The organism is Kitasatospora sp. YST-16 (assembly GCF_026802215.1).
GTDB lineage: Bacteria > Actinomycetota > Actinomycetes > Streptomycetales > Streptomycetaceae > Kitasatospora > Kitasatospora cineracea.
Genome location: NZ_CP113837.1, coordinates 1733429 through 1756198, shown reverse-complemented (window position 1 = coordinate 1756198; position 22770 = coordinate 1733429). Strand labels below are relative to the sequence as shown.

Annotated in this window: 19 protein-coding genes, 1 pseudogene and 2 riboswitches; of the genes and pseudogenes, 10 read left to right on the top strand and 10 right to left on the bottom strand. The window is 72.9% G+C overall.

From position 1 onward, the window contains the following. Position 1: 1 nt before the first annotated feature. The 5 genes from OU787_RS07965 to ctaE form a co-directional block, all read right to left on the bottom strand. Positions 2–367: a GntR family transcriptional regulator gene (locus OU787_RS07965; RefSeq protein WP_030460974.1), complete on the bottom strand. Its 366-nt coding sequence runs from the start codon at positions 365–367 to the stop codon at positions 2–4. Between the two features lie 106 nt (positions 368–473). Then, positions 474–2132, bottom strand: coding sequence for a cytochrome bc1 complex cytochrome b subunit (qcrB, locus tag OU787_RS07960; protein ID WP_030460975.1), 1659 nt, complete (start codon positions 2130–2132; stop codon positions 474–476). Continuing rightward, the gene (gene qcrA / locus OU787_RS07955; protein ID WP_232795017.1) at positions 2129–3184 is read right to left on the bottom strand and encodes a cytochrome bc1 complex Rieske iron-sulfur subunit; all 1056 of its coding nucleotides are present in this window, start codon (positions 3182–3184) and stop codon (positions 2129–2131) included. Before qcrA ends, qcrB begins: the two co-directional genes overlap by 4 nt. An 8-nt stretch (positions 3185–3192) precedes the next feature. Then, the gene (gene qcrC / locus OU787_RS07950; protein WP_030460977.1) at positions 3193–4014 is read right to left on the bottom strand and encodes a cytochrome bc1 complex diheme cytochrome c subunit; all 822 of its coding nucleotides are present in this window, start codon (positions 4012–4014) and stop codon (positions 3193–3195) included. A 91-nt stretch (positions 4015–4105) separates the two neighbouring features. Further along, on the bottom strand, positions 4106–4726 hold the full coding sequence (gene ctaE / locus OU787_RS07945) for an aa3-type cytochrome oxidase subunit III (RefSeq protein ID WP_030460978.1): 621 nt from the start codon (positions 4724–4726) through the stop codon (positions 4106–4108). Positions 4727–5031: 305 nt separating this feature from the next. Between ctaE and OU787_RS07940 the strand changes: the two genes are divergently transcribed. The 3 genes from OU787_RS07940 (at position 5032) to OU787_RS07930 (ending at position 8387) form a co-directional block, all read left to right on the top strand. Continuing rightward, positions 5032–5457, top strand: coding sequence for a hypothetical protein (locus OU787_RS07940; RefSeq protein ID WP_030460979.1), 426 nt, complete (start codon positions 5032–5034; stop codon positions 5455–5457). A 131-nt stretch (positions 5458–5588) separates the two neighbouring features. Then, on the top strand, positions 5589–6662 hold the full coding sequence (trpD, locus tag OU787_RS07935; RefSeq protein WP_030460980.1) for an anthranilate phosphoribosyltransferase: 1074 nt from the start codon (positions 5589–5591) through the stop codon (positions 6660–6662). Positions 6663–6856: 194 nt separating this feature from the next. Beyond that, positions 6857–6974, top strand: a riboswitch (SAM riboswitch). Positions 6975–7022: 48 nt separating this feature from the next. Next, positions 7023–8387 (top strand): aminotransferase class V-fold PLP-dependent enzyme, encoded by a 1365-nt coding sequence (locus OU787_RS07930; RefSeq protein WP_030460981.1) that lies wholly within the window; start codon positions 7023–7025, stop codon positions 8385–8387. 4 nt (positions 8388–8391) lie between these two features. Here the strand turns inward: OU787_RS07930 and OU787_RS07925 are convergent, their stop codons facing one another. Together OU787_RS07925 and OU787_RS07920 are read right to left on the bottom strand one after the other, a co-directional pair. Further along, complete coding sequence (locus tag OU787_RS07925) at positions 8392–8673, bottom strand: Lrp/AsnC ligand binding domain-containing protein (RefSeq protein WP_030460982.1); 282 nt, start codon at positions 8671–8673, stop codon at positions 8392–8394. After that, on the bottom strand, positions 8670–9473 hold the full coding sequence (locus tag OU787_RS07920) for a rhomboid family intramembrane serine protease (protein WP_232795018.1): 804 nt from the start codon (positions 9471–9473) through the stop codon (positions 8670–8672). The genes OU787_RS07925 and OU787_RS07920 overlap by 4 nt, the downstream gene beginning before the upstream one ends. Before the next feature lie 149 nt (positions 9474–9622). Between OU787_RS07920 and OU787_RS07915 the strand changes: the two genes are divergently transcribed. The 6 genes and pseudogenes from OU787_RS07915 (at position 9623) to OU787_RS07890 (ending at position 16830) form a co-directional block, all read left to right on the top strand. Then, entirely contained in the window at positions 9623–9889 is a 267-nt protein-coding gene (locus tag OU787_RS07915) for a hypothetical protein (protein WP_030460984.1), read from the top strand. A gap of 180 nt (positions 9890–10069) precedes the next feature. Then, a pseudogene (locus tag OU787_RS07910) lies at positions 10070–11454 on the top strand (NYN domain-containing protein). Positions 11455–11638: 184 nt separating this feature from the next. After that, positions 11639–12676 (top strand): C40 family peptidase, encoded by a 1038-nt coding sequence (locus OU787_RS07905; RefSeq protein WP_030460986.1) that lies wholly within the window; start codon positions 11639–11641, stop codon positions 12674–12676. A gap of 376 nt (positions 12677–13052) precedes the next feature. Next, positions 13053–13209, top strand: a riboswitch (cyclic di-AMP (ydaO/yuaA leader). Between the two features lie 10 nt (positions 13210–13219). Beyond that, complete coding sequence (locus tag OU787_RS07900; RefSeq protein WP_030460987.1) at positions 13220–14299, top strand: C40 family peptidase; 1080 nt, start codon at positions 13220–13222, stop codon at positions 14297–14299. Between the two features lie 208 nt (positions 14300–14507). Beyond that, positions 14508–15554 (top strand): C40 family peptidase, encoded by a 1047-nt coding sequence (locus OU787_RS07895; protein WP_081966990.1) that lies wholly within the window; start codon positions 14508–14510, stop codon positions 15552–15554. A gap of 226 nt (positions 15555–15780) precedes the next feature. Then, positions 15781–16830 carry a hypothetical protein gene (locus OU787_RS07890; RefSeq protein ID WP_051817086.1) on the top strand — a complete coding sequence of 350 codons (1050 nt, stop codon included), beginning with the start codon at positions 15781–15783 and terminating at the stop codon, positions 16828–16830. A gap of 74 nt (positions 16831–16904) precedes the next feature. Here the strand turns inward: OU787_RS07890 and OU787_RS07885 are convergent, their stop codons facing one another. Further along, complete coding sequence (locus tag OU787_RS07885) at positions 16905–17807, bottom strand: carbohydrate kinase family protein (RefSeq protein WP_030460990.1); 903 nt, start codon at positions 17805–17807, stop codon at positions 16905–16907. Positions 17808–17910: 103 nt separating this feature from the next. After that, entirely contained in the window at positions 17911–19269 is a 1359-nt protein-coding gene (locus tag OU787_RS07880) for a glycosyltransferase family 87 protein (protein ID WP_051817087.1), read from the bottom strand. Positions 19270–19525: 256 nt separating this feature from the next. Between OU787_RS07880 and OU787_RS07875 the strand changes: the two genes are divergently transcribed. Further along, the gene (locus OU787_RS07875) at positions 19526–20671 is read left to right on the top strand and encodes a glycosyltransferase family 4 protein (RefSeq protein WP_030460992.1); all 1146 of its coding nucleotides are present in this window, start codon (positions 19526–19528) and stop codon (positions 20669–20671) included. 225 nt (positions 20672–20896) lie between these two features. Here the strand turns inward: OU787_RS07875 and OU787_RS07870 are convergent, their stop codons facing one another. Further along, positions 20897–22693 carry an AMP-dependent synthetase/ligase gene (locus OU787_RS07870; protein ID WP_030460993.1) on the bottom strand — a complete coding sequence of 599 codons (1797 nt, stop codon included), beginning with the start codon at positions 22691–22693 and terminating at the stop codon, positions 20897–20899. Positions 22694–22770 lie beyond the last annotated feature (77 nt).

Below are 22770 nucleotides of genomic sequence, written 5' to 3'. Positions count from 1 at the left end.
GTCAGCGGTAGGCGGCGTCCAGGGCGGTGGCGATCGCGGCCAGGGCCTCGTCGTAGCTGAGGCCGAGGTGGGCGGCGCGGGCCGCGTACTCGGTCGCGGCGGTGGCGGCGAGGCGGTGGGAGGTGTCCCCGGTGGGGGCGATGGTGGTGCCGGCCCGGCCGCGGGTCTCGACCACGCCGTCGGCCTCCAGCTCGCGGTAGGCGCGGGCCACCGTGTTCGCGGCGAGGCCGAGCCGTTCGGCGAGGGCGCGGACGGTGGGGAGCTTCAGGCCGATCGGGAGCTCGCCGCTACGGGCCTGGGCCGCGATCTGCGAGCGGACCTGCTCGTAGGGCGGTGTGGGGGACTGGGGATCGATCGCCACGTGCACCCGGCCAACATAACAGGGCGTCAGGGGAAGTCCCGTCCGAATATGCCAGAACCCCCACCGGCCGGGGCCGGTGGGGGTTCTGACGTGGCGTGACAGCTACACGGGATCAGTGGTGGCCGTGGCCGCTGGTGATCTCGTGGTACTCCTCGGTGGTGGGCTTGGCGATCTGGTTGCCCTCGCCGTAGAAGCCCTCGGAGAGCTTCACCCGGGTCTTGGTGATCACGCCGGCCTTGCGGGCCACACCGTTCTCGTCCGTCTCGGCGGGCAGCTCCAGCGGCTGGGGCTGCTCGTGGGCGGTGAGGGTGTGCAGGTCCTTCTGCGCCAGCGGGGTGTGGACCTCGACGAACTCGCCGTGCGGCAGGCGCTTGATGATGCCGGACTCGCGTCCGTGCAGCACCTTCTCCTTGTCGCGGCGCTGGAGGCCGAGGCACCAGCGCTTGGTGACGATGAAGGTCAGGACCGGCACCACGAAGAAGCCGACGCGGACCGCGTAGGTGATCGTGTTGATCGACATGTGCAGGTGGGTGGCGAACAGGTCGTTGCCACCGCCGACCAGCAGGACCAGGTACAGCGCGATCCAGGCCGCGCCGAACGCGGTGCGGACCGGGGCGTTGCGCGGGCGGTCCAGGATGTGGTGCTCGCGCTTGTCGCCGGTGACCCAGGACTCGATGAACGGCCACACCGCGATGGCGACCAGGACCAGCGGGAAGATCATCAGCGGGATGAACACACCCAGGTTCAGGGTGTGGCCGCCCCAGACGGAGACCTCCCAGCCCGGCATGAAGCGGATCAGGCCCTCGGCGAAGCCCATGTACCAGTCGGGCTGGGCGTCGGTGGAGACCTGGTCCGGACGGTACGGGCCGTACGCCCAGACCGGGTTGATCGTGGCGATCGCGGACATCGCCGCGATGATGCCGAAGACCAGGAAGAAGAAGCCGCCGGCCTTGGCCATGTAGACCGGCATCAGCGGCATGCCGACGACGTTCTTCTCGGTCTTGCCCGGGCCCGCCCACTGGGTGTGCTTGTGGTAGAAGACCAGGATCAGGTGCGCGACCAGCAGGCCCAGCATGATGCCCGGGATGAGCAGCACGTGGATGGTGAAGAAGCGCGGGATGATGTCGGTGCCCGGGAACTCGCCGCCGAACAGGAACATCTGGATGTAGGTGCCGACGATCGGCACCGCCAGGATCGCGCCCTCCATGAAGCGGATGCCGGTGCCCGACAGCAGGTCGTCCGGCAGCGAGTAGCCGAAGAAGCCGTCGAAGAAGCCCAGGCACAGCAGCAGGAAGCCGAACAGCCAGTTGATCTCGCGCGGCTTGCGGAACGCGCCGGTGAAGAAGACGCGCATCATGTGGACGAACATCGCGGCCACGAAGACCAGCGCGGCCCAGTGGTGGATCTGACGGATCAGCAGACCGCCGCGGACCTCGAAGCTGATGTTCACCGTGGAGGCGTACGCCTCCGACATCTTGATGCCGTTCAGCGGCAGGTAGGTGCCGTGGTAGACGGTCTCCGCCATGCTCGGCTTGAAGAACAGCGTCAGGTACACACCCGTGAGGATGATGATGATGAAGCTGTAGAGGCAGATCTCGCCGAGCATGAAGGACCAGTGGTCCGGGAAGATCTTGCGCAGGTTGGCCTTGGCCAGGGAGTAGAGCCCGAGCCGGCCGTCGACCCAGTCGGCAGCCGCCTCGGCCTTGTTCGCGGGCTTGGCCCGCGTGCTGGCCGGCTTGGAGGCACTGTTGGTGCCGCTTGCGGAACTCATCGCGGACGCTCCCAGTAGCTCGGGCCGACGGGCTCGTCGAAGTCGCCGGTGGCGACCAGGAAGCCCTGCTCATCGGTGGTGATCTTCAGCTGCGGCAGCGGGTGGCCGGCCGGGCCGAAGATGACGCGAGCGCCGTCCGCCAGGTCGAAGGTCGACTGGTGGCAGGGGCAGAGCGCGTGGTGGGTCTGCTGCTCGTACAGCGAGATCGGGCAGCCGACGTGGGTGCAGATCTTCGAGTAGGCGAGGATGCCCTCGAAGCCCTTGTCCCGGGACTTGGTGTCCTTGATGTCCTCCGGGGCGATCCGGATGAGCATCAGGGCGTCCTTGGCGATCTTCTGCTGGAAGTCCTCAGCCGACTCCTCCAGGCCCTCGGGCTTGGCGAAGGTGAGCGAGCCCTGGATGATGTCCTCGGGCTTCATCGGCTGGTCGGTGTTCATGTTGACCAGCTTGATCGGCTTGCTGGCGGTGGCCTCCACCCAGCCGGTGTGCAGGAGCTTCTTCTCCGGCAGCGGGCCGAGGTCGCGCAGCAGCACCACGCCGGACAGCGGCACCAGGGCCATCGAGCCGATCAGGGTGTTGCGGATCATCTTGCGGCGGCCGAAGGCCGACTCCGCGGCACCGGTCTTGAACTGCTCGATGACGTCGTTGCGGACGTCGTCGTCGGCCTCGATCGGGTGGCGCTCGGCCGGCAGCTCGTGGTCCGACATCAGGGTGCGGGCCCAGTGGACCGCGCCCGCGCCGATGCAGAACAGCGCCACGCCGAGGGTCATGCCCAGGGCGAAGTTGAGCGCGCTGACGTGGCCCAGCGGGAAGATGTAGACGATCTTGTCGGCGTCGATCGACGCGTACGACGCGATGAAGCCGACGGTCGCCAGCATCGACACCACGAACAGCAGCGACACCTGGCGCTCGGCCCGCTTGGCGGCCCGCTCGTCGATGTCGGTCCGACGCGGCTCGTGGGCCGGCAGGCCCGGGTCGGCGAACGGGTCGCCGTGGGTGGCGACGTCCGTGCCGTGGGAGGCGTCGTGCGCCTCCGGCAGGTTCTCTGACATGTCGTGGCTCATGACTTCTTGGCCTTGGTGGTGTGGGCGGCGACCCAGATCGCGATCACGATCAGCGTGCCGAGACCGAAGATCCAGCCGAACAGGCCCTCGGTCACCGGACCGAGGCTGCCCAGGGCGAGACCGCCCTGGTTGGGCTCGTCGTTCGTGTGGCGGACGAACGCCACGATCTCGCGCTTCTGCTCCTCCGGCATGGTGGTGTCGGGGAAGGACGGCATGTTCTGCGGGCCGGTCTGCATGGCCTCGTAGATGTGCTTCGCGTCCACGCCCTCCAGGGACGGGGCGAACTTGCCGTTGGTCAGCGCACCGCCCTTGCCGGCGAAGTTGTGGCACTGGGCGCAGTTGGTGCGGAACAGCTCGCCGCCCTTGGCGACCTGCTCGGCGTTGGTCACCGGGTCGTCGGAGGGCTGGTACTGCTTGCTGTCCGGCGCGACCGGGCCGGGGCCGAGCGAGGCCACGTAGGCGGCCAGCTGGTCGATCTCGGCCTGGGAGTAGATGTTCTTCTTGCGCGGGACCTGGGCGCCCGGCTGCTGGGCCGGCATGCGGCCGGTGCCGACCTGGAAGTCGACAGCCGCGGAGCCGACGCCGACCAGCGACGGACCGTCGGAGGTGCCCTGGCCGTTCAGGCCGTGGCAGGAGGAGCAGCCGACGGCGAAGAGCTTCTTGCCCTCGTCGATGGCGAGCGACTGCGCGGAGCTGTCGGCCTGCGCCTTCTCGGCGGGCGCGAAAGCGGCGTACAGCCCCCCGGTGGCCGCCAGGGCGAGAAGTAGGACGACGACCGCCGCCAGTGGGTGGCGCCGTCGTGCGGAGAGCTTTTTCACGGAATAACCCCGGTGTCAGGATCTGGTCGGCAGCAGCCTGCCCCTGACTCCCACGCGTCCAGGTGACGCCGGGTCAGGGGCGGGGCGGCTGTTACTTGATCAGGTAGATGGTCGCGAACAGGCCGATCCACACGACGTCGACGAAGTGCCAGTAGTACGACACCACGATCGCCGCGGTGGCCTGCTCGTGGGTGAAGCGCCGCGCCGCGTAGGTCCGTCCGAGGACCAGCAGGAAGGCGATCAGACCACCCGTCACGTGGAGTCCGTGGAAGCCGGTGGTCAGGTAGAACACCGTGCCGTACGGGTCCGAGGACAGGGAGAGGCCGTCCTTCTTGACCAGCTCGGTGTACTCGAAGATCTGGCCGCCGATGAAGATGGCGCCCATCACGAAGGTGATCGTGAACCACGAGCGCAGCTTCTTCACGTCACCGCGCTCGGCGGCGAACACGCCGAGCTGGCAGGTGAGGGAGGAGAGCACCAGGATCGTGGTGTTGACCGAGGAGAAGGGCACGTTGAGGGCATGGGCCTTCTCGTGCCAGAACTCGGCGCCCTTGACCGAGCGGAGGGTGAAGTACATCGCGAACAGGGCCGCGAAGAACATCAGCTCCGAGCTCAGCCAGACAATGGTTCCGACGCTGACCAGGTTCGGCCTGTTGACCGCTCCGTGCGCGTGTCCGGTTTCTGTTGCTGTTGCTGTCGCCACGACGGACATTATGTCGGTCCCTTATTCCGTCTTCACGCCGGGGGGTGTCCCTCGGAGTGTCCGGTGCGTGAGGTATGCCCGCCTCGCGCACCGCCCGTTTTCTGACGGTTGTTCGGACCGGGTGAGCCTACTGGGCCGGCGGGGTGAGTCCGGGGCGCGGCGGCTTGAGCGAGATCGCGTCGGGGTCTCCGCAGGACGGGCGCGCGGGAGTAGCATCCGTCCCAGGACGTGGTCCGGGTCACACTGGGCCGTTCGGTCGGGGCCGCCCGGCGTGGGCACACATATAAGAGGACGAGCACCAGGAAGCAGGGGCCATGGCGCAGCACTCCGACGAGACGCTCACCGTTCTCGTCTACAGCGACGACCGCAACACCCGTGAGCAGGTGACCCTCGCCCTCGGCAGGCGGCCCGCCGCGGACGTGCCCGCCCTCGAGTACCTGGAGTGCGCCACCGCCCCCGCGGTGCTGCGCGCCCTGGAGAAGGGCGGCATCGACCTGTGCGTGCTGGACGGCGAGGCCGCCCCGGTCGGCGGGCTGGGCCTGACCCGGCAGTTGAAGGACGAGATCTACGGCTGCCCGCCGGTGCTGGTGGTGATCGGCCGGCCGCAGGACTCCTGGCTCGCCGCCTGGAGCCGGGCCGACGCCGCGATCTCGCACCCCGTCGACCCGGTCGCCCTCGCCGACGCCGCGACCGCGCTGCTGCGGGCCCGGCTGGCCCGGCGGGCGCCCGCCGGGCGCTGACCCGTTCCACCGGCGCGTCTCAACTGGAGAGAAGGGGACGGCAACCCCGGGCGGCCGTCCCCGCTCCCTCGATAGGCTGACGTCATTCCTCTGGGATCCCTCCGGGACGATGACGAGAGCTGGAGTCAGCCATGGTGAACGCGCACTCTGCGAACGGCGGTAGCGACCCCGCGCAGGTGGTCCGCACCTGGCCCGGCCTGCTCAGCTCGCTGCTGGGGGGCAACGACCTCAGCCAGGCCGACACCGCCTGGGCGATGGACCGGATCATGAGCGGCGAGGCCAGCCCCGTGCAGGTGGCCGGCTTCCTGATCGCCATGCGCGGCAAGGGCGAGACGGTCGAGGAGATCGCCGGCCTGGTCGAGGCGATGTACGCGCACGCCCTGCCGCTGGAGATCCCCGGGCCCGCGGTCGACATCGTCGGCACCGGCGGCGACCGGGCCAAGACCGTCAACATCTCCACCATGTCCGCGGTGGTCGCGGCCGCGGCCGGGGCGAAGGTGATCAAGCACGGCAACCGGGCCTCCTCCTCGGCCACCGGCTCCTCGGACGTGCTCGGCCGGCTCGGCGTCAACCTGGAGCTGTCCGCCGACCGGGTCGCGGCGGTGGCCGAGGAGGTCGGCCTGACCTTCTGCTTCGCCGCCAAGTTCCACCCCTCGATGCGCCACACCGCCCAGGCGCGCGCCGAGTTGGCCGTCCCGACGGTCTTCAACATCCTCGGCCCGCTCACCAACCCGGCGAAGGTCACCTCGCACGCCGTCGGCTGCTTCGACACCCGGCTGGCCGGGCTGATCGCCGGCGTGCTGGCCCGGCGCGGCGCGCAGGGCCTGGTCTTCCGGGGCGACGACGGGCTCGACGAGCTGACCGTCACCACCACCTCGCACGTCTGGGTGATCCGCGGCGGCGAGGTGACGGAGCTCGAGTTCGACCCGCGCGAGGTCGGGATCGACCTGGTCGGGATCGAGGCGCTGCGCGGCGCCGACGCCGAGTACAACGCGGACGTCGCGCGCCGGGTGCTGAACGGCGAGCGCGGGCCGGTGCGGGACGCCGTCCTGCTCAACAGCGCGGCCGCGCTGGTCGCGCTGGAGCTCGGGGACGCGCCGCTGGTCGAACAGATCGCGGCGGCGATGGAGCGGACGGCGGCGGCGATCGACTCCGGGACGGCGGGGGAGCTGCTGAAGCGCTGGGCGGAGGCGACCCGGGCCTGACGGCGGGCCGGGGGCGGCCGTTCCGGGTTTCCGGCGCCAGCTGCCCCTGGCGCCAACTGCCCCCGGCGGCAAGGGCTTTCGGCTGGGACGGACAGGGTCGGTCGGCCGTTCTCCGGGCCCCGGCGGGGCCCGGTTCCGTATCGGGATGCGGACAGGTGTTGAGACCGGGGCGGTCTCGTGTACTGTCTTCCGCAGGTCATGAGTGGCAGCGACAAGCCCCAGCTTGCTGTCCGGCAACCCTCCGTCCGTGGCGGGGTGCCCTGGGTGAGGACCGGGCCGCGTGGCGATCAGTCCGCGTGGCAAGCGCGGACTTCCGGTGGGTGCACTTCCGGGGTCCTGACCCCGTGGAGGAGTGCACCCATGTCTGTTGTCACCGAGATCTGCGAGCCGCTGGCGGTGCTGGGCGGGGACGTCGAGGTCCCGCTGGCCTCCGGGGAGAAGGTCGGGTACGCGGCGCTGGACTACGCGGCGAGCGCGCCGGCCCTGCAGCGGGTGTGGGACGACGTGGCGGCGTACGCGCCGTACTACGGGTCGGTGCACCGCGGGGCCGGGTACCTGTCGCAGCTGTCCACCGACCTGTTCGAGCAGAGCCGGCGGACCGTCGCCGAGTTCCTGGACCTGCGCGACGGGGACCAGGTGGTGTTCACCCGGGCGACCACCGACTCGCTGAACCTGCTGGCGGGGGCGGTCCCGGCCGGGACCGAGGTGTTCGCGTTCGAGACCGAGCACCACGCCTCGCTGCTGCCGTGGCGGCGCGAGGGCCTGGCGGTGCGCTACCTGCGGGCGCCGCGTTCGCACGCCGAGGCGGTGGCGGCGCTGGAGGAGGCGCTGCTGGGCGCGGCCGAGGGCCCGAAGCTGTTCTGCGTGACCGGCGCGTCCAACGTGACCGGCGAGCTGTGGCCGGTCAAGGAGCTGACCGCGGTCGCGCACCGCTACGGCGCCCGGGTGGTGCTGGACGCGGCCCAGCTGGCGCCCCACCACCGGGTCTCGGTGCGGGAGTTGGACGTCGACTGGGTGGCGTTCTCCGGGCACAAGCTGTACGCGCCGTTCGGCGCCGGCGTGCTGGCGGGCCGCTCGGACTGGCTGGACGCGGCCGAGCCGTACCTGGCCGGCGGCGGGGCGAGCCGGACGGTGGCCCGGGAGCTGGACGGCTCGGTGGCGGTCGAGTGGCACACCGGCCCGGCCCGGCACGAGGCCGGTTCGCCGAACGTGATCGGCGCGTACGCGATCGCCTCGGCCTGCCGGGCGCTGGACGAGGCGGGCTTCGAGGCGCTGGAGGCCCGGGAGCGGGCGCTGGTGGCGAAGCTGACCGAGGGCCTGGCGGCGATCCCCGAGGTGCGGGTGCTCAACCTGTTCGGCGAGGGCTCGGACCGGGTCGGCGTGGTGTCCTTCGTGGTGCGCGGCTGGAACAGCTCGCACTTCTCGGCCGCGCTGTCCGCCGAGTACGGCATCGGCGTCCGGGACGGGCTGTTCTGCGCGCACCCGCTGGTGCGCACCCTGCTGGGCGGCGAGGAGGCGGCCCCCAGCGAGTGCGGGGCGCCGGAGCCGTCGCTGCCCGGCGAGCGCAGCCTGAACGCGATCCGGGTCAGCTTCGGCGCCGGGACCCCGGTCGAGCACGTCGACCGGTTCCTGACCGCCGTCCGCGAGCTGGTCAGCGACGGCGCGAAGTGGAGCTACCGCAACGAGGGCGGCCGCTGCGTCGTAGACACCCAGCAGCAGCGCTGAGCGCTCAGCCGTCCAGGCCGAGCGAGAACGCGGCCTCCAGGTCGTGCTGGGAGTAGGTGCGGAAGGCGATGTGGGTCTCGGTGTTCGTCACGCCCGGGACCTTGTTGAGGCGGCCGGGGATCACCTCGGCCAGGTCCTCGTGGTTGCGGACCCGGACCATGGCGACCAGGTCGTAGGTGCCGGTGACGGAGTAGACCTCGCTGACGCCCTCGATGGCGGCGATCGCCTCGGCGATCTCGGGGATCCGGTCGACGTCGGTGTTGATGAGGACGATCGCGGTGATCACTGGGCAACTCCCGTTCGAGAAGGTCCGCTCAGGGTATCGCCCGCCGGACGGGCGGCCCACGCGAACAACCAGCCCGTCACGAAGCCGATCACGTGCACCAGGTAGGCCACCCCGTCACCGCCGGAGGTGACCGACCAGGACTGCAGGACGAACCACAGGCCGAGCACCAGCCAGGCCGGAAAGCGCAGCGGGAGGAACAGCAGGAGCGGCACCAGCGCGGTCACCCGGGCCCGCGGGTACAGCCGCAGGAACGCGCCCAGCACCCCGGCGATCGCGCCGGACGCGCCGACCAGCGCCCGCACCGCGTCGGGGGTGCCGGACTCGGCCAGCGCGTAGCCGTAGGTGGCCAGGCAGCCGATCGCCAGGTAGCCGACCAGGAAGCGGACCCGGCCCAGCCGGGCCTCCACGGCCGGGCCGAAGACGTACAGGAACAGCAGGTTCCCGATCAGGTGCAGCCAGCCCGCGTGGACGAACAGCGCGGTCAGCACCGACAGTTCGGGGCTCTTGCCGGGGGTGGCCGGCAGCACGCAGCCGGGCGCCGCCGGGGGGAGCGCCGACAGCTGGGCGGCCGTCAGGGGGCGGCCGCCCAGCAGTTCGGCCGGGACGGCGCCCCAGCGGTGCTCGTAGCGCTGCTCGGCGCAGGCCCGGGCGTCGCCGCTGCCGTACAGCGGGTTGGGGCCGGACGGGCCGAGCAGCATGACCAGGGCGGCCAGCGCGATCAGCAGGTACGTGGCGACCGGGGTGCGGGCGGCCCGCTCGGCCGCCGGCGAACCGGCCCGGGCGGGGGCGGAGAGCACCATACCGGTCAGCATTCCTCGGGGGCGCACCCGCGACACCGGGCGCTGGGCCGGCCGGGTGAGCGTCCGGGCTGTGGACCGGTGATCCGTCCGCCCGGCCGCAGGCAATAGGCTGGAGGCCCGGAACCGGGACCAGCCGAGAGGGACCACTGATGAGCATTGCCGCGCCGACCGCCGAGACCCGCTGGCGCTGCACCCTGTGCGGCAACCTGACCCGCTTCGACGTCACCCGTTCGTCCCGGGTGACCGACTTCCTGCACTTCGACCTCTCCGGCGAGTCCAAGGTCGAGGAGACCCATGTGCTGTCCGAGACCATCGAGTCGGTGCGCTGCCGCTGGTGCAACGCCGTCGACCAGGTCGAGCTGGTGGCCCGTCCCGGGGCCGAGGAGCCCGCCGAGGGCGACGCCCAGCAGGGCTGACGCAGTTCCCACCGCCCCGCGTTCCCGTCCGCCCCGGACGGGGGCGCGGGGCGGACTCGTCGGCGGGGTGCTGTCGGTGCGGCACGGTAGACGGGACAATCGAGCAGTAGCGGCGGACAGCAACGCCCGCCCGGCACCCGCCGGGAGGGCCCGCCCGGACCAGGATCGGAGCCGAGGACAGTGGCGGAGGCAGCGAACGCGCCCGCGGGCACGGACGGGACCGCGCCCGGCCCGGCCCCGGAGCCGCACGGCGGCGCGGAGACGGCCGGGCGCCCCCTGCCCGAGGGCGTGCGCCGGCGGGTGGTCGGCATCGCCTCCGACGCGCTCGGCGGCATCGCGGCGGGCGAACTGCCCGCCTCGCTGCGCCCGTACGCCAAGTTCACCCCGGCCCGGCGGGCCAAGTACGCGGCGACCGCGCTGGCCGCCGCGCTGGAGTCGGACCCGGCGTTCCGGGTCCGGATAGCCGAACGGCTGCGGCTCGGCCAGCCCGACCTGGTGCAGGCGCTGGAGACCGGCACCGTCCCGGCCGCCGCCGACCCGATGGACGTCGCGGCCGCCGCCTACCTGGTCCGCCCGGCCGGCTGGGCCCGGCTGGTCGAGGAGGCCGGCGAGGAGGCCGAGCGGGCCGACGCCGAGGGCGCGGCCGCCGAGGCCGCCCGGCTGGCCGGGAAGCTCCAGGAGGAGCTGGCCGAGGCCCGGGCCGCCGCCCGCGGCGAGCTGGAGCGGCACCGGGCCGAGGCCGAGGGGTGCGCAAGGAGGCGGAGTCGCTGCGCAAGAAGGTCCGCTCGCTGGAGGCGGACACCCGCCGGGCGCAGGCCGAGAGCCGCCGGCTGGCCGGGGAGCTGGAGGCGGCCAGGGCCGCCGCGGCGGCCGAGCGCAGCGCCGCCGAGAGCGAGGCCCGGCGACTGCGGCACCGGATCGCCGAGCTGGAGGCCGCGGTGGAGAGCGGGCGGCGCACCGCCCGGGAGGGCCGCAGCGTCGAGGACATGCGGCTGCGGCTGCTGCTGGACAGCGTGCTGCAGTCGGCGCAGGGCCTGCAGCGCGAGCTGGCGCTGCCGGTGACCGGGCTGCGCCCGGCCGACCTGGTGGAGGCGGTCGAGCCCGGCTCGGCCTCGCCGCACGACGTGGCCCGGCGCGGCCTGGCCGAGGACGACCCGGCGCTGCTGGACCAGCTGCTGGCGATCCCGCAGGTGCACCTGGTGGTGGACGGCTACAACGTGACCAAGACCGGTTACCCGCAACTGCCGCTGGAGCAGCAGCGGTTGAGGCTGCTGGGCGGGCTGGCGATGCTGGCCCAGCGCACCCAGGCCGAGGTGACCTGCGTGTTCGACGGCCAGGACCTGGACGTGCCGGTGATCATGGCGCCGCCGCGCGGGGTGCGGGTGCGGTTCAGCCGGACCGGGGAGACCGCGGACGAGCTGATCCGGCGGCTGGTGCGGGCCGAGCCGCAGGGCCGTCCGGTGGTGGTGGTCTCCGCCGACAAGGAGGTGGCCGACGGGGTCCGCAAGGCGGGGGCGCGGCCGGTGGCCTCGGTGCTGCTGCTGAACCGGCTGGCCCGCAGCTGAGGGGCGGTCAGCGGGCCTGCGGGCGGCCGGGGTGTGACGGTCCGGTGAAGGGGGGCGGGGAGGCGGAACCGGAAGCCCCCGGGAGTGGACGCGGGGGCTGGGACTTCACTAGGGTCTGGCGTCAAACCTATATTCCGGACCTTCACTCGTCGGGGTGAGTCCAGCAGGAAGAAGGAGCTCACCCTTGGCCTCCCACCGCCGTCCCAAGCAGCCGAGCCGTGCGCGGATCTCCGTGTTCACCGCCGCCGCCGCGACCGCGGTCGCCCTGACGGCCCAGGCCAGTGCGCACGCCGCGCCGGCCCAGCCGAACAAGGACGAGGTCAAGGCGCAGGTCGACAAGCTGCTCGAGGAGCAGGAGCAGTCGGCCGAGAAGTACAACGGCGCCAAGGAGCGGGCCGACCAGCTGCGCAAGCAGGCCGACGACCTGCAGGACCAGGTGGCCCGCGGCCAGGAGCAGCTGACCGAGCTGGCTTCCGGGCTGGCGGCGGTGGCCGGCGACCAGTACCGGCAGGGCGGCGTCGACCCGTCGATGCAGCTGATGCTCTCCTCTGACCCGGACCACTACCTCACCCAGGCCACCTCCTTCGGGCAGGCGGCCAGCACCCAGGCCGAGACGCTCAAGTCGCTCAAGGACCAGCAGCGCCGCCTGGACCAGCAGAAGCAGGAGGCCGCCCAGGTCCTGCACGAGCTGGACAGCCAGACCCAGGCGCTCAACGACGCCAAGAACGACGTGCAGAGCAAGCTCGCCGAGGCGCAGAAGCTGCTCTCCAAGCTGAACGCCGCGGACCGCGCCGCGATCCTCCAGGGCTCCGGCGGCACCGCCTCGCGCAGCGCGGACCGGATCGACCCGAAGAGCCTGCCGCCGGCCAGCGGCTACGCGGCGACCGCGGTGGCGGCCGCGCTCAGCAAGCAGGGTTCGGCGTACGTGTGGGGCGCCACCGGCTCCAGCACCTTCGACTGCTCCGGCCTGATGGTGTGGGCGTACAAGCAGGCCGGGGTCTCGCTGCCGCGCACCTCGCAGGACCAGGGCAGCTACGGCACCAACGTGGGCACCGACTGGCACAACGCGCAGCCCGGCGACCTGGTCGTCTACTACGGCGACCGGCACCACGTCGGCATGTACATCGGCAACGGCCTGGTGGTGCACGCGCCGCGCACCGGTGACGTGGTGAAGACGATGAAGGTCGACACCCTGCCGATCTCGACCATCCGCCGGGTCTGAGCGAGCGGGCCTGACGGCCCGACGAATCGGACAAACGCCCCACTGGGCAACAATTGACGCACCGTGACACGCCCGGGCGGGTCGGAATCACCCTGTGATTCGAGACACGCCCGGGTGTGGTGTTTCCCGGGTGAATGGCGGGAAACGCTGTGCTCGGGGTAAGGAATCGATCACGTTCGGTCAGATTTACCGGGGTGTTTGATTCAGAATCAGATTTTTTTCCGACAAGGATTTGAACGGATCACGGATCGGTTACTAGGGTCGTGCCTCGACCACCGCAGTGTCGATCGCCCAAGGGGGGCGGCGGCGGAGGTCGCCGCCGAGTCCGTGACGCAGCGGGCAGACCGTCAACACCGGGTCTGCCGACGGGGATACCCCTGCGGGGGTGCTGTCGAACGGAGCCGGGGAACCATGTTCCCCCGGGGTGAATCGGCGCCCGGTCGACCGCCGCGCGCGGTCGGTGAAGCGCCGTAGGGCATCTCTTCCGGCCCGAACCCGTCAGCTCACCCGGTAGGCGGTGTGAGGAAGAAGGAGTCCGCCTTCGTGGCGTCCCATCGCCGTCCCAAGCCCGTCGGCCGTGCCCGGGTCTCGATTCTCACTGCCACCGCCGCCGCTGCCGTGGCGCTGTCCGCCCAGAGCGGCGCGCACGCCGACCCGGCGCCGACCAAGGACCAGGTCAAGGCCCAGGTCGACGAGCTCAACGAGCAGGCCGAGGTCAAGACCGAGGCGCTGAACGCCTCGGTCGAGAAGCAGCAGGCGCTGCAGCAGCAGGTCGGCCAGCTCCAGGACCAGCTCGCCCGCCAGCAGGAGCACGTCACCACCGCCCGCGAGGCGCTGGCCGGCATCGCCGCCGAGCAGTACCGCACCGGCAGCATGCCGCAGACCATGCAGCTGATGCTCTCCAGCAGCCCGGACGCCTTCCTCGGCCAGGCCGGCGCGCTGAACGCGGTCGGCTCCACCCAGGCCGACCTGCTGAAGACCTTCAAGGACGAGCAGGCGCAGCTCGACGCGCAGCGCAAGGAGGCCGAGTCCAAGCTCGCCGAACTGGACACCACCACCAAGGCCCTCAAGGCCGACAAGGAGGACGTCCAGGCGAAGCTGGCCAAGGCCCAGGACCTGCTCAACACGCTGACCCAGCAGGAGCGCGAGCAGCTCGCCGCCGCCGAGGCCAAGGCCGCCGACGACGCCAGGGCGAAGGCCGACGCCGCCCAGCAGTCGCAGCGGGCCTCCCGCGACACCACCCGGGTCGAGCTGAACGCCCCGGCGTCCTCCAGCTTCTCGGGCAACGCGGTCGGCGCGGCCGTCTCCAAGCTCGGCAGCTGGTACTCGTACGGCGCGGCCGGTCCGAGCACCTTCGACTGCTCCGGGCTGATGCAGTGGGCCTACAAGCAGGCCGGCGTGTCGATCCCGCGCACCTCGCAGGCGCAGGCCGGGGCCGGCACCAGCCTGGGCACCGACATCTCCAAGGCCCGCCCGGGCGACCTGATCATCTACTACGGCGACCAGCACCACGTCGGGATGTACGTCGGCAACGGGCAGATCATCCACGCCCCGCACACCGGCGCGCAGGTCCGCTACGAGTCGGCGACGGTCATGCCGATCAACCGGATCGTCCGGATCTGACGCTCCGTCGGAGCCGTCGGCCCGGTACCCCGCACGGGGTGCCGGGCCGTTTCCGTTCGGGTGTCCGATTCATGGTCAAATATTCGGTGCTGTCGGGGTTTGGACTGGATCGATCCGACTCGCTAACCTCTGCCCCCGGGCCCCCGCGAGGACGGCCGTCCGACCGCGGACGGCGGCGGAGGCCGGTCGCAGAACGGAGCCGTCGCGCGTGTCCGTGCCCCGCCGCACCCCACTGCCCGGCGTCCAGCGCCTCGCCCGGGCCCTGGCGCTCACCGCCGCCGCCACCAGCGCGCTCGGCCTGACCGTCGGCGGCGCGCACGCCGACCCCGCGCCGACCAAGGACCAGGTCAAGGCGCAGGTCGACCAGCTCTACGAGGAGGCCGAGCGGGCCTCCGAGCAGTACAACGCCGCGCTGGAGCAGCAGCGCCGGCTGCAGGCCGAGGCCGGCACCCTGCAGGACCAGGTCGCCGCCGGGCAGGACGAGCTGAACCGGCTGCGCGGCGACCTGGGCGCCGTCGCCGCCGCCCAGTACCGGGCCCAGGGCATCGACCCCGCGGTCCGGCTGATGCTGGACCAGGACCCGGCCGGCTACCTCACCGGCGCCCGCTCGCTCGAACAGGCCACCGCCCGGCAGGGCGACCGGCTGCGCGACGTGGCCGAGCGGGCGCGCCGGCTCGACGAGCGGCGGCACGAGGCCGGCGCCAAGCTCACCGAGCTCGAACAGGCCCGGCAGCGGCTGGCCGCCGCCAAGGACGACGTCCGCGAACGGCTGGCCCGGGCCCAGCGGCTGCTGAACGGCCTCGCCCCCGCCGACCGGGCCGGGATCGCGGCCGACGACGCCCGGGCCGCCCGGCAGCGCGCCACCCGCGGCACCGACCGGATCGACCTCGGCGACCAGCCGCCCTCCTCCGACCGGGCCGCCGCCGCGCTGGCCGCCGCCGTCTCGAGGATCGGCTCCCCGTACGTCTACGGATCGACCGGCCCCGGCACCTTCGACTGCTCCGGTCTGATGTACTGGTCATGGCGGCAGGCCGGAGTGACCCTGCCGCGGACCTCGCAGGAACAGGCCTCGGCCGGCCGGCGGGTGAGCCTCGCCGAAGCCCGGCCCGGAGACCTGGTGATCTTCTTCAACGACAGGCACCACGTCGGCATGTACGCCGGCGGGGGCGTCGTCGTGCACGCGCCCCACCCCGGCGCCCGGGTCCGCTACGAGAGCGTCAGCGCGATGCCGGTCAGCTCGGTGGTGCGGATCTGAGCCTCGTCGACGAACCCCTGGTCACCGACCTGACGACGGCCGCCGGGCCGCCGCGGGCCGGTGCTCCGCTGTCCCGGCGGGCCGCCCTGCTGCTGGCCGCCGCCGGGGCCACCCAGCTGTCGCTGCCCCTGCTGCGGCCCGGCCGCCCGGCCCCCGCCGCGCCCGCCGCGGCGCCCCCGGGCTGCGGGAGACCGCCGTCCGGCTGCTCGGGCAGCGGGCCCGGGCGGTGGCCGGGCGGGACACCGCCGCGCTGCTGGCGGTCTCCGCGGACGGCTCCGAGGAGGCCGACCGGGACCTGCTGGCCCGGACCGCCGGGCTGCGCTTCGCCGAGTACACGCTGCGGCTGACCTCCTTCGCCGAGCCGCCGGCCGACGCGGACCGGGTGCGGGTCGGCGCCGAGCTGGGCTACCGGCTGGCCGGGGTGGACGACTACCCGGCGCTGCTGGAGCGGCAGGTCGAGCTGGTGCGGGAGGCGGACGGCTGGCGGGTGGCCCGGGAGACGGCGACCGGCGCGGCCGCGCCCTGGGACCTGGGCACCGTCCGGGCCGCGGACGGCCGGCACAGCCTGGTGCTCGGCCTCGGCGAGGGGGCGGAACTGGCCGCGCTGGCCGAGCTGGCCGACCGCGCGGTGCCCGCCGTGGAGGCGGTCTGGGGCCCGTTCGCGGGCCGGCTGCTGCTCGAACTGCCGCTCACCGAGCAGCAGTTCGCCCGCCGGATGGACGTCTCCGCGGACGCCTACCAGGGCATAGCCGCGGTCACCCTGGCGGTCGGCGGCGCCCCCGTGCACACCCCCGCCGACCGGATCGTGGTCAACCCCGACGCCTACCGGCAGCTCAGCGAGCTCGGCCGCCGGGTGGTGGTCACCCACGAGGCCACCCACGTCGCCACCCGGGCCGACACCAGGTCCTGGACGCCGCTGTGGCTCTCCGAGGGCGTCGCCGACTACACCGGCTACCGGGACACCGGGCGCACCGTCCGGCAGATCGCCCCCGAGCTGGCCAAGGACGTCCAGGCCGGCCGGATGCCCGCCGCGCTGCCCGCCGACGAGGCGTTCGCGGCCGGGGCGGCCGGCATCGCCCAGGCCTACGAGCTGGCCTGGCTGGCCTGCGACCTGATCGCCCGCCGGTACGGGCAGGACCGGCTGGTGGCGTTCTACCGCACCGTCGGGGCCTTCGGCGAGGGCGGTCTCGAACGCGCCATGAAGGCCCAACTCGGCATCGGGGTCGCGGAGTTCACCAAGGACTGGACGGCCGAGGTGGCCAAGCTCCGGAGCTGAGCGCCGCCCCCGCGTCAGGCGGCGAGCGCTCCTGTGCCGTCTTGCCCCACCGCTTGGTGGCGGCCGCCCCCGCGTCAGGCGGCGAGCGCCCGCTCCAGGCCGGCCGCGTCCAGGAACGCGGTGTGGGTGCCCGCGACGGTGCAGGTGTACGCGCCGGCCACCGCGCCGGCCCGCATGCACTCCTCCACCGGGCGGCCCGCCAGCCGCCGGTGCAGGAAGCCGGAGACGAAGGCGTCGCCCGCGCCGTTGCTGTCCACGACCGGGGCGCCCGGGTCGACGGTCGGGAAGTGCCGGGGCGCGGCGTCCTCGCGGGTGAGCAGGAAGGCGCCGTCCGCGCCCGCGGTGGCCACCACCAGCTCGGCCCGGCCCCGGGCCAGCACCGCGCGCATCGCCGCCTCCGGGCGGCCGCCGAGGCCCGCCGCGGAGAGGAACACCAGGTCCGAGCGGAGGGCGTAGTGCAGGTGGTGCTCGTTGACGCCGTCCCAGGCGTGCAGGTCGGTGGAGCTGCTGCGGCCCAGGCGCTCGATGTCCGGGTACATGTCCCGGTTGACGCCGGTGATCGACAGGTGGACGTGCGCCGAGCGCTCCAGCAGCGGCAGCCAGAACTCGCGCGGCAGCCGGGCGTCCGCCGGGTGCCGGCCGTCGTAGAAGGAGAACCGCAGGCCGTCCCGGTCGACCAGGTTGACGCTGCGCGGGGTGCCGGCCGGGGCGGGCAGGTGGCTGAAGTCCAGGCCGCGGCGGGCGTACTCGGCGAGGATCAGGGCGCCCTGCGGGTCGTCGCCGAGGAAGTCGGCGAACTTGGTGCGCAGGCCGAGCGCCAGGCAGGCCAGGGCCACGCCGTTGCCGGTGTGCGCGGGGTAGTCCAGCACCGGGAGCACGCCCACCGAGTCGCGGCCCGGGGGGACCTCCAGCCGGTCCACCCGCACGATGGTGTCCACGCCGACGCCGCCGACGATCAGGATGTCGTAGTCGATCATCCGGCGATGGTGGCAGCCCGGAAGCCACCCCTGCAAGAGTTTTCAGAAACTTGCAAGGGTGCTTCGGGGGAGTCGGAGCGCCTCCGGAGGACGGAGCCGGAGGTCAGGGGCGGTCGGCCGGGGTCAGCTCGTCCAGCAGGTCCTGCTCGTAGGCGATGCCCGGCCGCACCGGGTACTGCGGGGTGGCCTGCCCGGCCGGCAGCACCACCGTGGTCAGCGCCTCCCGGTGCCGGGTCGAGCGCCACAGCCGGTACGCCGACAGCACCGTGCACACCACCAGCAGCAGGTTGCGGGCGGTCAGCACCAGGATGCCGCTCAGCTGGCTGTGGTTCACCGCGCCGAACATCACCGGGAACTCCAGCGTGGTCAGCGCCGCCGCCACCAGCACCGGCACCGCCACCGGCCGCTGGCTGCTGCCGCGCACCGTCAGGCAGACCGCGACCAGGCCGACCACCCAGATCAGGTACTGCGGGGAGATCACCCGGCTGGTCGTGACGAAGATCAGCAGCGCGCACAGCGCCGCGTCGAAGGTGGTCGCCGCCGTCCAGCGGGCCGCCCGCAGCCGCCACACCAGCAGCCAGCCGAAGCCCAGCACCGACAGCCCGACCATCACCTTGGAGATCACCGGCACCCACGGCCCGAGGAACTCCGTCGAGCCGTAGTTCATCGTCACGGTGCCGTGCCAGGACCCCGCCAGCCGGGCGAAGTGCAGCGGCAGAGCGCCCACCGACTCGATCTCGATGCCGCGCTCCGACTGGAACTTCAGGAACTCGAACGCCCCGTTCATGCCCGCCGTCAGCAGGAAGCCCAGCGCGGCCGCGAACGCCACCGCCGAGGTCCACGCCCGCCTGGTCCGCCGGCCGCGCGGCGAACCGATCAGCGCCAGCAGCGGCCACACCTTCAGCAGCCCGCCCAGGCCCAGCAGCACCCCGCTCAGCGCCGGCCGCCGCAGCATCACCAGCAGGCCCGCGACCGCCAGCGCCGTCACGATGATGTCGTAGCGGCAGTACGCCGTCGGCCCCAGCAGCGGCACGCCCGCCACCCAGTACCAGCCGCCCAGGTAGCTGCGGCCCCGGCGGACGCCCGCGCGCATCAGCAGCGCCATCGCGGCCGCGTCCACCACCCCGCAGATCACGAAGAACGACACCAGGTACGACCAGGGCAGCAGCCCCGGCAGCAGGATCACCAGCGCCGCGCCCGGCGGGTACTGCCAGGTCACGTCGTCCAGCGGGAAGGTGCCGGTGCGCAGCACCTCGTACCAGCTGTGGTAGATCACCGAGATGTCGGAGCTGACGTCGCCGATCCGCAGCACGTTGAGCGCCATCAGGACGATCAGCGCCCGGGTCGCCACCCAGCCGGCGGCCAGCGCCCACAGCGGACGGCGGCTCGGCGCGGCACCGGCCGGGGACGACGGCGCCGACGGCTCCGCGCCACCGGACCTCTCGGCCTGGGCTGACTCCACTGCGCTCCTTCAGGTCGTCGCGTGCACGCCGGAACACCGGACGGACGGGGCCCTCACCGGAAGGACCGCCGCCGGGCCCGAACGGTTGCGGCGGCGCCACCGGCGTCACCGAACCGTGTCCGAACCGCCCGGGGCGGCGGGGCGGCCGGCGCTCCGGCCGGGCCCGGGCCGCGTTCCCGGCGAACGGGCACGGTGACCTATCGTACGGACCACTCACAGGTAGTCCGAGCACCCCCCGACCGAGCGAGCCGCGGCAATGCACAAGACCCTCATCGTCACCAACGACTTCCCGCCCAGGCCCGGCGGCATCCAGGCGTTCGTCCACAACATGGCCGTCCGGCAGCCCGCCGGGTCCGTCGTGGTGTACGCCTCCACCTGGAAGGACGGCCGGGAGGTCGCCGAGTTCGACGCCCAGCAGCCCTTCCGGGTGATCCGCGACCGGACCAGGATGATGGTCCCCACCCCGCGGGTCACCCGCCGGGCCGCGGAGATCCTCCGCGCCGAGGGCTGCACCTCGGTCTGGTTCGGCGCCGCCGCCCCGCTCGGGCTGATGGCCCCCGCGCTGCGCCGGGCCGGCGCCGGGCGGCTGCTCGGCATGACCCACGGCCACGAGGCCGCCTGGGCCCAACTGCCGCTCTCCGCACAGCTGCTGCGCCGGATCGGGGCCGGCACCGACGTGCTCACCTACCTCGGCGAGTACACCCGCTCCCGGATCGCCCGCGCGGTCGGCCCGGCCGCCGCCGCGCGGATGGTCCAACTGCCGCCCGGCGTCGACGAGTCCACCTTCCGGCCGGACTCCGGGGGCGACGCCGTCCGGGCCCGGCTCGGGCTCAGCGAGCGGCCGGTGGTGGTGTGCGTGTCGCGGCTGGTGCCGCGCAAGGGGCAGGACACCCTGATCCGGGCCCTCCCGCGGGTGCTGGCCGTCCAGCCCGACGCGGTGCTGCTGATCGTCGGCGGCGGGCCGTACCGGGCGGAGCTGGAGAAGCTCGTCGACACGGTGGGCGTCCGCTCCTCGGTGGTCTTCACCGGCGCCGTCCCCTGGGAGGAGCTCCCCGCGCACTACGGGGCCGGCGACGTCTTCGCCATGCCCTGCCGCACCCGGCGGGGCGGGCTGGACGTCGAGGGCCTCGGCATCGTCTACCTGGAGGCCTCCGCGACCGGACTGCCGGTGGTCGCCGGGGACTCGGGCGGGGCGCCGGACGCCGTCCGCGAGGGCGAGACCGGGTACGTGGTGCCGGGCGAGGGCGGCGAGGAGCTGCTGGCGCAGCGGCTGGTGCGGCTGCTCGGCGACGAGGGTCTGCGACGCGAGATGGGCGAGGCCGGGCGCAAGTGGGTGCACGAGGCCTGGCGCTGGGACATGCTCGCGGAGCGGCTGACGGGGTTGCTGTCGCCGGAGCGGTAGGGCGGGCGCGGGACGCGGGCGGGATGGTGCGAAAGCAGGGGCGCGGGGAACTGCGCGCGGCGGGAGTCGCACGTCGGTGCGGTCGCGGGATAGTGCAACACGCTGTCCTACGAGGCGATCTGGCTGTGGGTGCTCGGTTGGCCGCGCAGTTCCCCGCGCCCCTGCTTGCGCAGGGCCTGGCGCGGCAGTTCTTCCCGGCGCCCCTGATGTCGCTCGGGTGGGCCCCTAGCGGGTGTAGAGGCTCTCGATCTCGGCGGCGAAGTCCTTGAGGACGACGTTGCGCTTGAGCTTGAGGGAGGGGGTGAGGTGGCCGCCGGCCTCGGTGAAGGTGGTGGTGAGGAGGCGGAACTTCTTGACGGCCTCGGCGTGCGAGACGGCCTGGTTGCCGTCGTCGACGGCGGCCTGGACGGCGGCGAGCAGGTCGGGGTCGTCGCGGAGCTGTTCGACGGTGGCGTCGGCGGGCTTGTTGTTGAGGGCCTTCCAGCGGGGGAAGAACTCGTCGTCGACGGTGACCAGGCAGGCGATGAAGGGCTTGCGGTCGCCGACCACCATGACCTCGCCGACGATCGCGTGGGCGCGGATGCGGTCCTCGATCACGGCGGGGGCGACGTTCTTGCCGCCGGCGGTGACGATGATCTCCTTCTTGCGGCCGGTGATGGTGAGGTAGCCCTCGTCGTCGAGGGAGCCGAGGTCGCCGGTGGCGAACCAGCCGTCCTGCAGGGCGTCGGCGGTGGCGGCGGGGTTGTTCCAGTAGCCGGTGAAGATCTGCGGGCCCTTGAGCAGGACCTCGCCGTCCTCGGCGATCCGGATCGCGGAGCCGGGCAGCGGCTGGCCGACGGTGCCGATCTTGGGCTTGTCGTTGGGGTTGAAGGCGGTGGCGGCGCAGGACTCGGTGAGGCCGTAGCCCTCCAGGACGGAGAAGCCGATGCCGCGGTAGAAGTGGCCGAGCCGCTCGCCGAGCGGGGCGCCGCCGGAGATGGCGGTCTTGCAGCGGCCGCCGAGGGCGGCCCGGAGCTTGCTGTAGACCAGCTTGTCGAAGACGGCGTGGCGGATCCGCAGGCCGAGCGAGGGGCCGCCGGCGTCGAGGGCCCGGCTGTAGGCGACGGCGGTGTCGGCGGCGCGGTCGAAGATCCTGCCCTTGCCGTCGGACTGGGCCTTGGCGCGGGCGGTGTTGTAGACCTTCTCGAACACTCTGGGGACGCCGAGGATCAGGGTCGGCCGGAAGGAGCCGAGTTCCGCGGTGACGTTCTTGATGTCGGAGACGTGGCCGAGCTTGACCGGGGCGATGACGGCGGCGATCTCGGCGATCCGGCCGAGCACGTGGGCCAGCGGCAGGAAGAGCAGGACGGAGGACTCGCCGGTGCGGAACAGCTCGGGCATCCGGGCGGTGACGTTGCCCAGTTCGGCGAGGAAGTTGCCGTGGGTGAGCTGACAGCCCTTGGGGCGGCCGGTGGTGCCGGAGGTGTAGACGATGGTGGCGATCGAGTCCGGCCGGGCCAGCCGCCGGCGTTCGGCGACGACCGCGTCGTCGACGCCGGCGCCGGTCCGGGTCAGTTCGGCGATGCCGCCCCGCTCGATCTGCCAGGTGTGCTTGAGCTCCGGCAGTTCGCCGCGGACCTGCTCGACCACGGCGGCGTGCTGGTCGGTCTCGGTGACGACGGCGAGCGCGCCGGAGTCGCCGAGGATCCACTGCACCTGCTCGGCGGAGGAGGTCTCGTACACCGGGACGGTGATCGCGCCGGCGGTCCAGATCGCGAAGTCGAGCAGCGTCCACTCGTAGCGGGTGCGGGACATCACGGCGACCCGGTCGCCGGGGCCGACGCCGGTGGCGATCAGGCCCTTGGCGACGGCGTGCACCTCGGCGAGGAACTGTGCGGCGGTGAGGTCCTGCCACTGCCCGGCGGACTTGCGGCTGAGCACAGCGACGCCCGGGTGGCGCTCCGCGTTCTGGTGGACCAGGTCGGCGAGGTTGCCGTCGCTCGGGACCTGGTAGCGGGCCGGAAGGCTGAACTCGTCGAGCAAGACTGCTCCTCGTCTGCGACGCTGCGGGACGACTGGACGTTACTGCCGGGTAGGCGGGTTCGGCCAGGGGGGTCGGC